The 14,789-nt window shown below is 68.3% G+C and carries 12 protein-coding genes; 8 read left to right on the top strand and 4 right to left on the bottom strand.

Features of this window, described 5'->3' with window-relative positions:
* Window positions 1-388: 388 nt before the first annotated feature.
* Window positions 389-1,483: a methyltransferase gene (locus AB0P35_RS38940; RefSeq protein ID WP_363520676.1), complete on the bottom strand. Its 1,095-nt coding sequence runs from the start codon at window positions 1,481-1,483 to the stop codon at window positions 389-391.
* Window positions 1,484-2,184: 701 nt separating this feature from the next.
* Between AB0P35_RS38940 and AB0P35_RS38935 the strand changes: the two genes are divergently transcribed.
* Window positions 2,185-3,291 carry a right-handed parallel beta-helix repeat-containing protein gene (locus tag AB0P35_RS38935; RefSeq protein ID WP_363520673.1) on the top strand — a complete coding sequence of 369 codons (1,107 nt, stop codon included), beginning with the start codon at window positions 2,185-2,187 and terminating at the stop codon, window positions 3,289-3,291.
* Between the two features lie 580 nt (window positions 3,292-3,871).
* Here AB0P35_RS38935 and AB0P35_RS38930 read toward each other — a convergent pair.
* The 3 genes from AB0P35_RS38930 to AB0P35_RS38920 all read right to left on the bottom strand — a co-directional run bounded on the left by AB0P35_RS38930 (window position 3,872) and on the right by AB0P35_RS38920 (window position 5,529).
* Window positions 3,872-4,276, bottom strand: a complete 405-nt coding sequence (locus AB0P35_RS38930) for a hypothetical protein (protein ID WP_363520670.1) — start codon at window positions 4,274-4,276, stop codon at window positions 3,872-3,874.
* 129 nt (window positions 4,277-4,405) lie between these two features.
* Entirely contained in the window at window positions 4,406-4,828 is a 423-nt protein-coding gene (locus AB0P35_RS38925) for a hypothetical protein (protein WP_363520667.1), read from the bottom strand.
* A 278-nt stretch (window positions 4,829-5,106) separates the two neighbouring features.
* Window positions 5,107-5,529: a hypothetical protein gene (locus AB0P35_RS38920; RefSeq protein ID WP_363520664.1), complete on the bottom strand. Its 423-nt coding sequence runs from the start codon at window positions 5,527-5,529 to the stop codon at window positions 5,107-5,109.
* Between the two features lie 536 nt (window positions 5,530-6,065).
* On the opposite strand from AB0P35_RS38920, the gene AB0P35_RS38915 reads away from it, so the two are divergent.
* From AB0P35_RS38915 to AB0P35_RS38885, 7 genes are all read left to right on the top strand, one after another.
* The gene (locus tag AB0P35_RS38915; RefSeq protein ID WP_363520661.1) at window positions 6,066-6,587 is read left to right on the top strand and encodes a hypothetical protein; all 522 of its coding nucleotides are present in this window, start codon (window positions 6,066-6,068) and stop codon (window positions 6,585-6,587) included.
* Between the two features lie 49 nt (window positions 6,588-6,636).
* Window positions 6,637-6,999, top strand: a complete 363-nt coding sequence (locus AB0P35_RS38910) for a hypothetical protein (protein ID WP_363520659.1) — start codon at window positions 6,637-6,639, stop codon at window positions 6,997-6,999.
* Between the two features lie 281 nt (window positions 7,000-7,280).
* A complete protein-coding gene (locus tag AB0P35_RS38905) occupies window positions 7,281-8,030 on the top strand; it encodes a transposase family protein (protein WP_363520656.1) in 750 nt (249 codons plus the stop codon).
* A gap of 1,137 nt (window positions 8,031-9,167) precedes the next feature.
* The gene (locus AB0P35_RS38900; protein WP_363520654.1) at window positions 9,168-9,998 is read left to right on the top strand and encodes a beta-glucanase; all 831 of its coding nucleotides are present in this window, start codon (window positions 9,168-9,170) and stop codon (window positions 9,996-9,998) included.
* A gap of 1,719 nt (window positions 9,999-11,717) precedes the next feature.
* Window positions 11,718-12,974 carry an IS21 family transposase gene (locus tag AB0P35_RS38895; protein ID WP_363520651.1) on the top strand — a complete coding sequence of 419 codons (1,257 nt, stop codon included), beginning with the start codon at window positions 11,718-11,720 and terminating at the stop codon, window positions 12,972-12,974.
* Between the two features lie 589 nt (window positions 12,975-13,563).
* Complete coding sequence (locus AB0P35_RS38890) at window positions 13,564-14,577, top strand: family 20 glycosylhydrolase (protein ID WP_363520648.1); 1,014 nt, start codon at window positions 13,564-13,566, stop codon at window positions 14,575-14,577.
* A 130-nt stretch (window positions 14,578-14,707) separates the two neighbouring features.
* Window positions 14,708-14,789 (top strand): sugar phosphate nucleotidyltransferase (locus AB0P35_RS38885; RefSeq protein ID WP_363511923.1); only part of this gene is annotated, 82 nt, incomplete at its 3' end.

The following is a 14,789-nucleotide window of genomic DNA, read 5'->3' as shown; positions in this document are numbered from 1 at the left end:
AACGTCACCCGCTCCCGCTTGGGACGACTCGTTCGTCAGGGACTCCTCGCCCAACCCGGACGTGGCCGCTACCAGAAACGGACTTAACGTCCTCTGAGAAGGCACACGAGGCCGTCACCTGGTAGGTGGCGGCCTCCGGCATGCTCCGGCCGGGCCGGGCACCTAACCGCGCAGCACCCAGGACCGGGTACGGGCTGCATCCGAGGTCCGGATGCCCTGGGCCGTCGGGGTCGTGCCCGCCAGGCGCAGCCGCAGTCGGTGGATGCGCAGGTCGAGGGCGATGGAGATCCGGCGGCGGAACCGTCGCGGACGGCGGTGACGATCGCGGCGCTCGTCTCCGGGCGGGCGGCGAGGTACGTGGCCGGCCGGCCCTGCGCCGCGAGCTCCGTCAGGACCGCGCGATCAGCAGGCCCGTCGAGGAGGCCAGCCCGGTGGTCGCGACGTGCCGCAAGCCCGCGGCGGCGAACAGCGCGGTGAACTCCGCCTCGGTACGTTCCCGGCCGGGGTGCAGTGCCATCATGACGGTGTCCCGCAGCTTCCCGTCGTGTGGTCTGTTGTCCTCCGGCACGATGGCGTCGATGACGATGACCTGGGCATTGGGTGCCATCGCCTGCCGGATCCTGCCGAGCACCGCCACGCACTGCTGGTCGTCCCAGTCGTGCAGAATCATCGACAGGAGGTAGGCGTCCGCGCCGTGCGGCACGCTGTCGAAGAAGTCCCCGCCGACCAGGTCGACCCGGTCAGCGACGCCGGCCGCTTCCAGCACCGCCTTTGCGCCCCGAACCACCGACGGCTGGTCCAGCAGGGTGGCCCGCAGCTCCGGGTAACGTGGCAGGATCGTGGCGAGCAGGTGTCCCTGCCCGCCGCCGACATCAACCACCCGCGCCACGCTGGTCAGGTCGCAGTTCTCCACAGCCGCGGCGTGGACACGCCGAGCCATGTCGCCCATCGCGTCGTTGAAGAGTTCGGCCTGCTCCGGGTGGGCAGCCAGGTGTGACCACCAGTCCGTACCGTGGATGTGCGGGAACGTCGGGCGGCCGGTGCGAACTGAATACGACAGCGAGTTGATGGCCTGAAGTTTCTCGGGCAGCCCCCAGAATCTGGTCCAGGCCCGCACCGACCCGGGCACGTCGGCGCGCAGTGTCTCGGCCAGTGGGGTCAGGGCGAACGTCTCGGGCTCCACCTCGCGAAAAATCTCCTGGCCGGCCAACGCCCGCAACACCCGGTGCAGTGATTGCGGGTGCGCCCCGCACCGGCGGGCGAGCTCCGACACCGACATCGGCCCGTCGGCCAGGAGCTCCGCAATGTCAAACTCGACTGCCACTACGAGAAGTTGCGTGATGAGGGCGCCGTGCAACAGGTCCATCATCCGTTGCTGCGGCCGGCTGTCCGTTGGCGCGGGAACCACACCCGGCGGGCGCTCGGCCGCGCCCTCGCGGGCGCTCGACAAGACACGCTCTTCCTGGACCTCACGGTTCTGCACCTGGCTTCTCCTTGCTGTGAATAGCGGCTACTCATGCCTCGGGCACGGGATCGCCCGAGTTGTTCGATGACGAATCATCTGGGTATTTCACTGGTCGTAGCGATCTGACTCCAGTACGGTCACGGGGACCTTCGCGGTTGCGGTGCGATCCCGATGAGCAGCTCCTGGCCAGTGCCGCTTTGCCGATCAGCGCGAGCGGGCGCACTCCTCGGACTAGACGGACTTCAGGTTGGCGTGGACCTTCGGAACCCGCAGTCGCCCTGGCCGGGGCCACTGCAGACCCGCCGACCAACGGCTTGACCAGCGCAAGCTCCAGTCGGTCGCGAGGATGCCGCAGCTGATGTAGCGGCATGTCAAGAGCGGGTGGCAGCCATGCACCCAGTCGCCTCCCCGACGTTGACCTTCCCAGCGTGGCCGTCAAACGACCCGCCCGTACTCCTGATTACGCCGAAAGTGGCACGTCGCAGACCACCCACACCCGGTGGAGCCCACGTGAACCGCACCGCCCGGTCTGCCCTGGACGGCCGCACTCACGCCATCGGCCGACGCCTCGTCAGTCCCGCGGTCCAGCCCTGGTGGCGGGCCCCGAGCGGCGCCCATAGCGTCGATTCGACCGGCCGTCACACCGGCCGCCACCCATTGCACACCGTGCCACCACGCCAGCGCCCCCGCGAGCGCGGCAAGAAAGCAGGTCACCACTCATGCCCACGCGACGGGTCCATCACCTCGCTGCGGCCACTGCCGCCGCCACGACCACCCTCACCACCATCCTTGCCACCCTGGGTGCGGTGCCGTCGGCTCACGCTGCCGTCAGCCTGCATGTGGTCCAGCCAGGCCAGTCGATCCAGCAAGCGGTCGACGCGGCCAGCCCCGGCGACACCGTCCAGTTACTCCCCGGCACCTACCACGGCAGCGTCCGGATCACCACCGCCGGCCTCACGCTTCGGGGCGCAGGTCCGAACAGCGTCATCACCCCGGGCGACGCCGCCGACGGCACCGCCGGTGACGCCATCTGCGCCGCCGCCGGACACGGTGTCTGTGTCGTCGGCACCGACCAGAACCCGCTCGGCGGCATCACCATCGAGGCTCTTGCCGTCGCCGGCTTCCAGAAGAACGGCATCAACGCCACCGCGACCGACGGCATGACCGTGCGCGCCGCCTACATCCGCGACAACGGCCAGCAGGGCATCAGTCAGGAGAAGTCGACCCGGGCCGTGATCGTCGGCAACTCGGCGACCGGCAACGGCCAGTCCGGTGTCTTCCTCGCCAACATCGTGGACCCCGAGGGCGACAGCAGCGGCGGCGCGATCGACACCGCCGGCACCGTGATCAGCGGCAACCGGCTCACCGACAACCGGATCGGCGTCGCCGTCCGCCGCCTGCGCAACCTCAGCGTCGAGCAGAACGACATCCACGGGAACTGCGGCGGCGTCTTCATCGTCGGTGACGAGACCGTGCCCCGAGCAGGCGCGCTGAGCGTCACCCGCAACCGGGTCGTCGCCAACAACAAGTACTGCCCGCCCAGCGGGCGGCTCGATCACATCCAGGGCACCGGCATCCTCCTCACCGGCGCCGAGGACGTGTCAGTGATGGACAACCAGGTCCGCGACAACGTCGGTGCCTCACCGATGTCCGGTGGCATCGTGTTCTTCCACAGTCTGGTCGGCGTGGCCAACACCGGAAACACCGTCGCGACCAACAACGCGATCGGCAACTCCCCCGCCGACCTGGTCGACCGCGAAGGCGACAGCAGCAACTCCTTCGCCCGCAACCACTGCTCGGTCTCCGAACCCGTCGGCCACTGCTGACTCCGCAGGCCTCCCACCCCACCCGCCTGGTGCCATGGGGCAGTCCGGGCCGGCAGTCGAGCTGGGCTGCACAACGGCGCCCCCACTGAGCACTCCGCCGAGCTGAAAGGCCACGACCGACCGGCTGCGCAACCTTCCACTGGCTGCCCTCCAGCACCCGGTCGGTGATCGTGGAGACGGTCTCCTCGCCGGTCGCCATGCCGTAGAGGCAAGGCGACCGGCGACGGCCGCACCGTCACCTGGATCGACATGCCGCGGCGGACGGGCGATGCCCGGATCGGCCGAGTGACCAGCAACGAGCAACTGGAAGTGCCGGTCCTCGCGGAACGCAACACCCGCGCGGCTGGCGGCGAACGTGATCGGCTCCACCGGCGCCGGTGAGCACATCCTGCGGCCGGCCGGGGCGACTCGGCCGCGGCCAGGCCGCAGGAGCATGTCGGGCATCCGGGGCGGACAACCGGTACCAGCGCTGCAGCCCTCTCCTCGCTGGAAGTCCGCCCCGCAGGGGCGGCCAGCAGTCGGCGGCCGCGTCCGCCACCATCGATGCTCACTGGGCGCCGCACGGGCACCGCTTCGTTGATCAGGCGAGGTACCGGGTGGTGTAGGAGGTGGCGTGAAGCCGGACGCGCTCTTCGGGCATGTCTCCAGCCAGGGCCTGGACCGCCATCTGCGCGCCGGGCGAGCGGGGGGAAGCCGAACTGGTCGAGCAGGAGGTTGCGGGCTTCCTCTGCGACCTCACCACCCTCGGGTGGCCGGCGAGCCGGCCGAACGTGGCACTGATGCCGCCCGCGACCGTCGTGATCCGCACGACGTCGGCGGCGTCCCTGTCGGGCCTGCGGTCGTCCTTGGGGTCGCTCGGCCGGTCCTTGATCTTGAAGGCCTTGGCGATCAACAGTGCGGCGTGGCCGGCGACCTGCACGGTGACGACCCGGTCGTCGTTCTCCGGGTCCAGGCTCGCCACCTGGAGCTCGTCACAGTCGGCCACGGCCGCCTCGAGTCCCGGTGTCCGGCGGGGCAACGTTCCTGCCACCGCCCAAGCATCACGCCATGTCCGGCCGGTAGACTCCGTCGGCTGCCAGACCGCATGGGTCACCGTCCAGACATACACCCCCTGCTACGCCGCCCGTCGATCCGGATACAGAACCAGAGCGGCACAGACCTCTTCCGCGCCCAGCTCCTGCGCACCCGCACCGGCTGCGGCGGCATCCGGATGTACAGCGCCATCAAACCCGCGCCGGGTACAAGGCCCCGGGACGGGACCGTCGCACGCCGCCGGCGAACCCGAGAGCCGCCTCCGCGGCAGGCATCCTGACGGGGCGTGGGAGGATGACGGCCGCTCCACGGCTGCACGCGATTGCCCGCCGGGGAGTTTCTTCGTCGCCACGGCGCCGTGTCGGGCGAGGTCCTGGTCGAGCGCCGGCCGCAGCAGCGTGACCGCGTCGAGCACGTCCTGGGAGAGCCAGGGCTCGCTGTCCGCGGCGTCGATGACCAGGTCGCCGTCAATGAACGTCCCCCAGAAGTCGCCGACCGTCGCCACCCAGCCGACCGCCGGCGGACCGCGACCACGGACGGTTCGTTCTCCCCGCAGTCGACGAGTAGGGACCGACCGAGCGGCGACAGCGAGTGCGCTCCGCATCGAGCGCCAGGCGCAGCGGCGCCTCGCCGTTCCCCCGGGCGGGCGGTACCCTGCGCGGCGGTGTCCGAGGCGGGCTGCAGCGGGAAGCCGGCGGCGGAGCGATGGTGCAACGCGCGTGAGACGGGTGTGTGTGTTGCAGGGCGGCCGACCTGATCGGGCCGAGGCGGGCCGCCCGTGGGTCAGCCGAGCCACTGTCCGGCAGGGCCGCCCGGCTGGCCCTGGTCGCTCTCCGCCCGGGCGCGGTCGAGTTCCAGGAGACGGTTCAGCGCGGCGGCCGCCCCCGCCGCGGCGGGCATGGCGGCGTTGGCCGCGTCGTACGCGGTTGGCAGGTCGCCGCCTTCCCAGGCCTGCACGGCCCGGTCCACGAGGTGCTGCAGTTCGGAGAGCCTCGCAAGCGCGGCCTCGGGGATGGACTCCTCTGTCTCGCCCATCTGGCCATCATCGCCGCGCACCGGCGCGTCTGCCCGGCCGATCCGGCGGCTGGACCATGCCGGGCGGTCGGAGTCGGCGTAGAGCAGGACGACGACGCGCTGGTCGGGCGACGGCGAGACCGTGCGCTCGGGCAGGGCCTCGCCATCGTCGGCGGTTCCGATCTGCGCCATGGTCACTCTCCTTCTGCGACGGTGGGCTTGCGGGACGCTTCTTCTCTGCCGGCGGTTCGACGTAGCCGAGCCCGCACGCCAGGACTGGGTCTCACCGACACCGTCTCGCACGGCCGCGAGGCGCATTCGCAGGCGCCGCTCGAAACGCCACTGCCTGGACCGTCACACCGACGAGCCGTGCACCGCCCGCGGCCGCGCTCCTGGCCGAAGCCGCTCGCCGCAACCCCGGCACTCCCGGCACTCCCGCTCAGCGGCCTGCCCGGTGTCCGTGAACACCACAGCAGGATAAAGCCCCGAGACCACTTCAAACCAGATATCGGAAACGAGTACTCACGGGGAGTAACCGCTGATAAATTGACGTCCGGTGGGGAATTTTCGTGATCGCCGGATGGGGAATTTTGCGATCGTCAACGGCTTGGACCGGTCAGAGCGCCGAGGCCGGCGACAGCGGAACTTAAGCCCGCCCGAGGAATCCGGCATCCCCGGGTTACCTTCCCTTGCACGGTCGCTACGTCATATAGTTGCCCGGTTACCTTATGCTCGCCCCGCAAAGGCTCGGGCCGCCGACCCAGCGTTCACGAAGCAGTGAGGCCAAAGGAATGCGAGGAAGCGGAACCACTCCGCTGACCGCCCAGGTCGAATCCGGCACGCTCGACATCATCGTGCCAACGACGTCCGTCAGCCTCGGAATTGTCGTTGCCAGCACCTCTCCCCAGACGGTCAGCAGCCAGATCGGGAACGTCACTGTGACGGACGGGCGCGGCGGTACTGTCGGCTGGACGGCTACGGCGGACGCGGTTGACTTCACAGGGCCGCAGAACATTTCAGTCTCGGCCCCGGGCTCCAGCAGCTACACCAGCCCGTCGGCCACGGTCACCGGTACCGCCAGCGTCACGAACGCCAACCTCTCCCCGCTGTACCCACCGGGTCCCGTGCAGACCGCCACCGGCGTGTCCGGAATCAACACTGCCACATGGAATCCCACGATCTCCCTCACCATCCCCGGGAACGCCCTGGTCGGAACGCACAGTTCGACGCTCACCCATTCTGTTGCCTGACCATACCGATGATTTCCCGGAGACGTCCTCCCCAGTGCGCAGGATCATCGTGGCAGTGCTGGCATCCGTGGTCCTTGCCTTGACCGCCGGCAGCCTTTCGACTGCCGGTGGTGCACCCGTCCAAACAGAACGAGCGAACATCGACGGGGCGGCGTCGGCATTCGTGCTGGTAGATGTCCCGACCGACCTCGCCGACGCCCCGCGGGCACGTCACTACATCATTGACAAACTGACCCCGGGCACGACAATCCAGCGACGCGTCGAGGTGACGACCAGCACCGATTCCCTCCTCCATGTGGAGCTGCATGCGGGCGCCGCCGATATTAAGGACGGCTCCTTCGTCGGCGCTTCCGGAAGGACGGCGAACCTCCTGCCTCTAGGGTGCACATGTGGACGAACGGAGCTCGATTAGGGCTTTGCTCCCAGCGATTGGCTTGGGAGTGTTGAGTTGGCTGATCATCGCGGCCATCATCTGGGTCATGTGACCGACCCTCAGGCGAAGGACTGCGGGTGCGGTGCGCGATAGTTGGAGCCGGAGGACGATCAGCGTGGCGTCGTCCGATCGGTGAGCCTTTTCAGGGCGGGCACCGATCGGGTGACGGCCGGACGGTCGGCGTGAGCGCATAACGAACGAGGCTCCCGGGCGGTTGAGCGAGATGTCTCACGTCTCAAGCAACCAGCCAGGGAGCCTCATTGGTCACTTATCCTGCCGCACTGGACCTGCCGCATGCGCTCGTTGAGTGGGTCACGATGCTGATCGTCACCCGGGAGGGTGACCGCCGGTGCAAGCTCCGGCCCTCCCAGCGAGCCCTGGTCGCGCTGGTGTACCTGCGCAAGCACGACACGCTCGCCCAGATCGCCGCCGGCTTCCGGATCAGCGTCGGCACCGCGCACGCCTACGTCCACCAGGTCACCGACCTCCTCGCCCGCAAGGCACCCGGCCTGACCCGGGCCCTGCGCGACGCCGACCCGGAGTACGTGCTGGTCGACGGCACCCTCGTGGAGTGCGACCGCGTCGGCGACGGCCGGGCCGACTACTCCGGAAAGCACCGCCGCCACGGCGTGAACCTGCAGGTCATCACCGTCCCGACGGGCGGGCTCGTCTGGATCTCACGGGCGCTGCCTGGCCGCACCCACGATCTGACCGCCGCCCGCACCCACCGCATCGTGAGGACCTGCGTCCGGCTCCGCATCCCCGCTCTGGCCGACATGGCGTACACCGGCGCCGGTGGAACGTTCGCCGTAGCCAAGAGGCGCCCGCCTCGCGGAGAACTCACAGCCGGGCAGAGATCGCTGAACCGAGCCCACGCCCGACTCCGCTACCCCGTCGAACGCGGCATGGCCACCGTGAAGCGTTGGAGGATCTTCCGACACGCACGCTGCAGTCCGAACTGGCTGACGTCAGCAGCCAAGGCGGTCCTCACCCTGGAGCTGCACCGCTGAAAAGGCTTGGTGAAAACCGGCCGGTGGTGCGGCCTGGCCCGGACAGGGTGCGTGTCGTTGCCCCGGCGTTCTTGCAGCCGGATGTCCCCACGGACCGCGGTGGAGCGGCCAACTCGCCGACCTACGTGTGCCGAGGTGACGATGAAAGTGCCACTGCGGGTGCGATTCGATGGGACAAGGCAGCTCAGGCCGGATATCGCGTCACAACGACACCAGTTCGCGGCCGCCGTCATGGGCACGGGCCGGCCCGCACAGCCTTCGTGCACCACGGTGTCAGCCGATGCGGTCTTGGTACCGAGCCTGCGCCGATAGAGCACGTCGGCCAGGATCCGGTCGGTCGGAGCGAGCTCCGGCCTGACTCCCGCTTCCGCAGTCCCGGCGTGCAACGCGATCGTCTTGGCAGGCACCGGGCGTCCTGAGCCCGTGACCTGTCCCATCGGCCAGAAGGCGTACGGCAAGTTGGGCCGTTCGAGGAAGCGGTGGGTCTCTCGAAGTCGGGCGGACGCCGCTGTCAGGCTTCCCGCGGACCTTCGCCGGCAGTACTGCCCGGGCAACTGGCACGCGAGGATTGGCATCTTGTCCTGGCCGATCCGATCGCGATGAAGGAAAGCGGCGCAGCTACGGCAGTGTGCTGCTGGGCTTCGGGTGCCCGTATGGTCGGCGTACCGGCTCGCAGCACACGAGGGGCGTGCGTCAGCACGGCGTTTCGTGGTTGTTCCGTCCGCTCCGTCATCGAGGCCTGGAATCGCCACTCGTCCGGACTGGTGCATGCTCGCGAAATATCCCCGGATACTCCAACTGCCCACCATGCGGGGAGATTCGGGAGCGCCCTCGCCAAGCGGTGCATCTCTGGCCGGAAGAAACAGGTCGAGCCCAGGTGGGCACCGGGACTGTGGCGATGCAGCCGTCGTGCCGGGACTCATCCCACCGCCACGGACGAGTTGACAGCCCGTGCGGCCGGCATGAATGTCGGAATCGCGAACTGCCGGACCATCTCCAGGCTCCGGCCGGGCGAGGGCGGGGAACGCGACACCGCGCTCGCTGTCTGCACTGTCCACGGACCGGTCCTCGGCTCAGCTCTCCTTGGGGGTGTGGAGGCCATCACCGGTGCGAGTCAACGCTCGAGAAAGTGTTCCCATGTCCCCCAAAGCCCTGATATCAAGGCCGGGCCGTTGCCTGGTAGCCCTCCTTGCCGCGCTGCTCGCCTTCACGGTGGCGGAACCGGCCTGCGCCGCGCACGACGGCCGACCCGCCGCGACCACGCCGGTGCGGTCTGGGCCCCCGCCCCGGACCGGGTCGCTGGTGTTCGACGAGGAGTTCAGCGACCCCATCGCCTGGGGTACGCGCTGGATCGGTGATGCCACCAGCGCATACCAGTACGGTGACCACAACCCGAACAACGACAAGCTGGACTGGCTCACCCCGTCGGCGGTCTCAGTGGCGGACGGCGCGGCCACCTTTACCGCGAAGCCGGGTTCGCGGACTCTGGAGAACGGCAGGCGCTCCTGGGACACCGGACTGCTCACTACCGAGGGGTCTTCCGAGGCCTTCATGGTCCGGGTCGGGGACTACGTCGAGACACGGGTCAAGCTGCCGACAGCCCCCGGTGCGTGGCCGGCCCTGTGGACCTGGTACAACGGCACGAACGAGATCGACTCGTTCGAGTACCACCCCGACAACCCGGACGTCCTGGAGCTCACCAACGGACTCCGACGTGCGGCGCTCTACTACCACGGCCCGAATGTCCGCCCGGGCGGCTGGGTCACGATCGGCGTCCGCTACGGGGAATCCTCCAACGATTGGTACGTCGACGGGATCAAGGTGTTCTCCGACGGTGCCGGTACCGGCAGGGGCTGGACGGCCTACCTTATCCTCAATCTGTCCGTGGAGGCCGGCGGTTACCACCAGCCGCCCGCCGACCTGACCCCGTTCACATATTCAGCCGACTATGTCCGCGTCTGGCGCTGACCGGTGATGCCCGTGTCCGGCGTTGGCCGACGCCGGGATTCTTGCGGGGATCCGGGCATGTCAGCGCGATGGCCGGTGGGCACCCCGCAGGGAGGCGGACCGGCCCGGTGGCTTGCGCCGGCCGAGTCGGTGCACCGGTTGATGCAGGCAGACCTCGGCTGTGAGTGGTGGCAGGCCCACCACCACGATGTCGACGGGACGCGTCGGCGACACACAACCCGGAACAGACGGTGGAGAACAGGACCACCACCAACCAGGAGTGGACCACACGGCGACCGTCATTGGCGGCGCGCAGGACGGACAGACAACCCACAAGCCACGGCCCGAAGACCACGATCGGCCACAATCGCGCCGGCACCCCTGGCGTCCGGGAGAGTGCCAGGTCGTGCAGTGGATCGTAGGAGAACATCCATCCCAGCAGACAGACGGTGGTGAATGCCAGCGTGCGCAGAGTCCCGAGCGCCAGGCTCACGGTCCGCGGCCACGACGCCGCCACAGGATCCCGGCGACGTCGAGCCCGGGGCGAGTGGGAACCGGCCTTCGCTCCCATCGGCTCCGGGTCTTTGTGCAACGGCGACTGGCGGGGGAACACATACGTGTCGCGCGTCCGCCAGTCGGCATTTCCTTCCGTCACGGTGAACGGCGGCCTCGGGGCATCGAAGACCATGCCACTGTCACACCGGTCATAGTGCCCTGCTGGGTCGTCATGTTGTTCTGCGCCGTAGTGCCCTGCCGGATCGCCGTATCGGAGGCCGCCACCGGTGTCCTCGACGATGGTCCCGTAGTGCTCGTACTGGAGGAAGAGGTCGCCTGTCGGGTCGTGCATGTCCCCCTCGATTTCAGGATCTCGGTCTCGCACATTCGCCGTCGCCACGCTCCGTCGGCACCCACCGCCGGCGGCCTCAGCTCGCCCCCACCCAGCCGGGCAGCGAGGCCGGCCTCCAACTCGCGCAGCGTCCGCACGAAGTCGGCCAGCAGGCGAGAGCAGTGCTGGAGGACCACCCGCTCACCGTTGCGGCACAGATAGCCGGGCCGGATGTCACCGACGGCGTTCACGCGGTCGGGCACGAAGAGCCACCTCCCCAGGCTGCATACGGGATCCCACGGCGGATTCACACCCGAACCCGGGTGCGGCAGTGGCGCCCGGGGCTGCTGAGTCGAATTCATGCCTCATCAACGATTGCGCACGGGGGTCGGTGTATACGGCATGCGGGCTTCATTCAATATTCGACATCGCTCGCGCTACGTCAAACTCCCCGAGGAGCGGCGCGCAGGCTGGCGGGCGTCACGCGAGATCGACCGCGTCCAGGGGGCAGGATTCGACCAACAGGGATCAGGCGCTAGCCGTGACAATATCGATCGAACGCTCTGTGAAACTCCCCAGCCGTCATCCGTGACCAGCTACTGCGCCGCCACTGCCAGGGCGTTCGTCCGGGCGCCCAGCGCCGGGGCCAGGCGACGGTGTACGCTAAACGAATTCCCCAGTTGGCAGTGAGGCGTGGAGAAACATTTCTTCGGTCGGCGCCCGAATCGAATCCTCCGAAATTCATGACGGAGATGGCGCAGGACGCTCCATGAAACTCCCCAGGGGCGCGAGGTCCATCACAGAACGCCATGGCTGCGCGTAGCATGCATCCGTCGCATGCTATATTTCCGGCTTCCTTTGAATGTCATCAATTCAGAGTCCACATGGCGTGGTCCGGATTGCGAGGTGCCTGGATGCTCACCAGAGAGGAATACGCGGAGGCGCGGAGGCTCCACAGCGAGGGATGGTCGCTGTCGGCGATCGCCAGGTCCCTGGGACGCGACCGCAAGACTGTGAGGTCCTACCTCGTCGGGGGGCGCACCCCGGGGGTCAGAAACTCCCCGCAGGACCCGTTCGGGCCGTTCGTCCCGTACTGCCAGCAACGTCTGTGTGACGACCCGCACCTTGAGGCGACCGTCCTCCTCAAGGAGATCATCGCACTCGGCTACCAGGGCGGGTACTCGACGCTCACCCGGGCGCTGCGCAGGCACCGGCTACGGCCCATCTGCACACAGTGCCGGTACACGACTCCAGACCAGGACACCGGCGATGTGCCGGCCGACGGCGACGAGCTGCGCTTCACGTGGCTGAAGCTGCCGGCCCCCCCGCCGCGGTGGGGAGCGGGCAGTCACGCCCACGTCCTGGTCGGTTCTCTGCCGAGCGGCCGCTGGCGTGCGACCCTCGCCGAGAACGAGGACCTGCCCCAGGTCATCGAGGCCATCGACCTGGTTCTCAGACGTCTGGGTCAGACCGGCTGCTGCTGGCGGTTCGACTCCTCACTCGCGGCGAAATGCCAGAGCAATGGCAGGGGCGAACCCGAACTCCTCAAGGTCGCCCGGTACTACGGCACCGACATCAGTAACGGCCGACCCTGCCGAAGCATTCCGGCGTCTCCCGTCCCGGACCCGCTGCGTCCCATCGAGGACTTCTGGTGGCGCACCATCCACCCGGACACCCGCCTCCAGGCCGCACAGGGCAGTCTGGACCACCTTGCCGCCTGGCTCGACCTACGCCACCCGGAGATCGGACTCCCCAACCGCGCGGGTGAAGTGGTCAGTGGAGTGCCTGATGCCGGGAACCGCAGCCTCGCGTTGCCTCCCGCCCCGTTCCCAGCCAGGATCCAGGTCGCCCGGACCGTCAGCTCCCACGACCTCGTTCCCTTCCGTGGCAACCACTACGCCGTCTCACCCGGCCTCGTGGGTGCCAAAGTCGAAGTCAGCTGGCGCCTGGACGAACCCTGCCTGTCGATCTGCACCACCCGCGGAGCCGTCATCGCTCGCCACACCCTCGCACCCCGCGGCGCCGGCCGAGTCGTCTCCGGCCCCGGACCTACCATCACACTCGAACGCACCCAGAGCCGCGAGCGCAAGGACCACACGCCCCGCGATGGCACAACACGCTCCCCGCTCACCCCTTCAGCCGTCGCTCACTCCCATGCACTCCGTTCCTGACCGGCCAGGACACGACAGCCGACCGAAGAGGCCACGCCCGTACAAGCCGGCCGGCTCCACGCGAGCCGCCACCCCGGTCGGAGGCCACGACCAAGCAACCGGCCACCCCCACACAGGGCATGGACCGGTCGCCAAGTCGCATGGGGCGTGAAAGTGTTGTGCAAGCCCACTGTGGCCATCGGATGACGAGCCGGCACTCGAAGAGACGGAGTCTCCGTCCGGTAGGGCGACGCGTTGGAGGTTGTCCTGGCGGTTGAACGGCGCCCGAACGGCCGGGTGGAACCATCTTCAGCACCGGCTCTTCGTGGGCAAGTGGCTGCCACTGCGAGTGGCCCTCTGCGGCCGGAAACAGGTCGAGCGGGCCCCGGGACCGGAGGCGGCGAACTCCTTCGGCGCCTGCTCGGTGACTGCCCAGGCGGCAGTGTGACCCCCTTTGGCGCGCGGGCACACGGATACGGACCGTGGCGCGCGGCCGGGCTCGCCGCCTCGCCCGACCTGTGAGGCCGGCCCGGGCGACGACTTCGGCCGCACCAGCACCGAATCGGAACGTGAACGCGGACTCGGCTACAAGGAATCACAAGGAACCGAAATGAACCGTACCCAGATATTGGCCTCCGCTCTCGCCACCGTCACGATGGCTGGTGCCGGCACCTGGCAGCGGTGCCCGGAACCCCCACCAGCTCCAGCGCCTCCCAACGTCCGGTCCCTCGGCCTCGACGTCGCACGGCGTTGGTACCAGCCCGCCACGCTGAAGGCCATCGTGGACGTCCTTGCCCGGAACCACTACAACCAGCTCCACCTGCACCTCACTGACGATCAGGCTTACCGGCTCGAATCCACCGTCATCCCCGCATGCGTCGCCCCGCAGCACTACACCAAGGCCGACCTGCGGACGCTCGTCGCCTACGCCAGCAGCAAGGGCATCACCATCGTCCCGGAAATCGACACCCCTGGACACATGGCAGCGGCACTCGCTTGCCGTCCCGATCTGAGCCTCACCACCGCATTCGGCACCGGAAGCCTTGACCTACGTAACGCCGCTGCAGTCGGCTTCGCCCAAGCGCTGATCGCCGAATGGCTGCCCGTGTTCCCCGGCAGGGACTGGCATTTGGGCGGTGACGAATGGATGGCCTACAACGACACCGTCAACTACTACGGAGACTCCGTCAAAGCCCGCGACTCCGAATACACCTACTACAACACGATGGGTAACTGGCTCATATCCAACGGCCGCCAACCTCGGATCTGGAACGACCAAATCGTAGCCGGCACCCACGTAAAACCTAACAAGACACTGACGATCGACAGCTGGTACGGGCCCACCGATCCCACGGCCACGAGCCTCGCCGCCCAGGGCTACCGGCAGATCAACTCCAACTGGAATCTGCTGTACGCCAGCACCGACTCCGACCGATACCCTGATCCGGCGAAGCTTGCCACGCTCGCCCTCGGGCAGTTCGCGTCCGGCACAGTGACAACCGGCATTGTGGGCGTGCAGCTCTCCGTCTGGTCCATGCCCGGCGACACCCACACCGACCAGCACATCATCGACAGACTCACGCCACTGCTTCAGACCCTCGCCCAACATCTGTGGGGGGGATGACACTTCGGCACCCTGCTTGAGAAGTGCCGTCTCTACTTCGTAAATCCCTACAGCTCGAAAGAATCGCCGACGGAGCAGGACGGTCCGCCAGAAGCCAACTATCTGTTGGCATTCCCATAGGCTGCTGCCCATGCGTGGAATCCTCCTGGCCGGCGGTACCGGCTCCCGGCTGTGGCCGCTGACCCGGGCGGTCTCGAAACAGCTGCTCCCGG

Source organism: Kitasatospora sp. NPDC085879 (assembly GCF_040686255.1).
Lineage (GTDB): Bacteria > Actinomycetota > Actinomycetes > Streptomycetales > Streptomycetaceae > Kitasatospora.
This window is presented reverse-complemented; position numbering and strand designations above follow the sequence as displayed.

Excerpts from the sequence above, each read along its gene's own strand:
- AB0P35_RS38900 (WP_363520654.1), top strand. The coding sequence starts at position 9,168 with ATGTCCCCCAAAGCCCTGATATCAAGGCCGGGCCGTTGCCTGGTAGCC.
- AB0P35_RS38915 (WP_363520661.1), top strand. The coding sequence starts at position 6,066 with ATGCTCGCCCCGCAAAGGCTCGGGCCGCCGACCCAGCGTTCACGAAGC.
- AB0P35_RS38920 (WP_363520664.1), bottom strand. The coding sequence starts at position 5,529 with ATGGCGCAGATCGGAACCGCCGACGATGGCGAGGCCCTGCCCGAGCGC.
- AB0P35_RS38890 (WP_363520648.1), top strand. The coding sequence starts at position 13,564 with ATGAACCGTACCCAGATATTGGCCTCCGCTCTCGCCACCGTCACGATG.
- AB0P35_RS38935 (WP_363520673.1), top strand. The coding sequence starts at position 2,185 with ATGCCCACGCGACGGGTCCATCACCTCGCTGCGGCCACTGCCGCCGCC.
- AB0P35_RS38895 (WP_363520651.1), top strand. The coding sequence starts at position 11,718 with ATGCTCACCAGAGAGGAATACGCGGAGGCGCGGAGGCTCCACAGCGAG.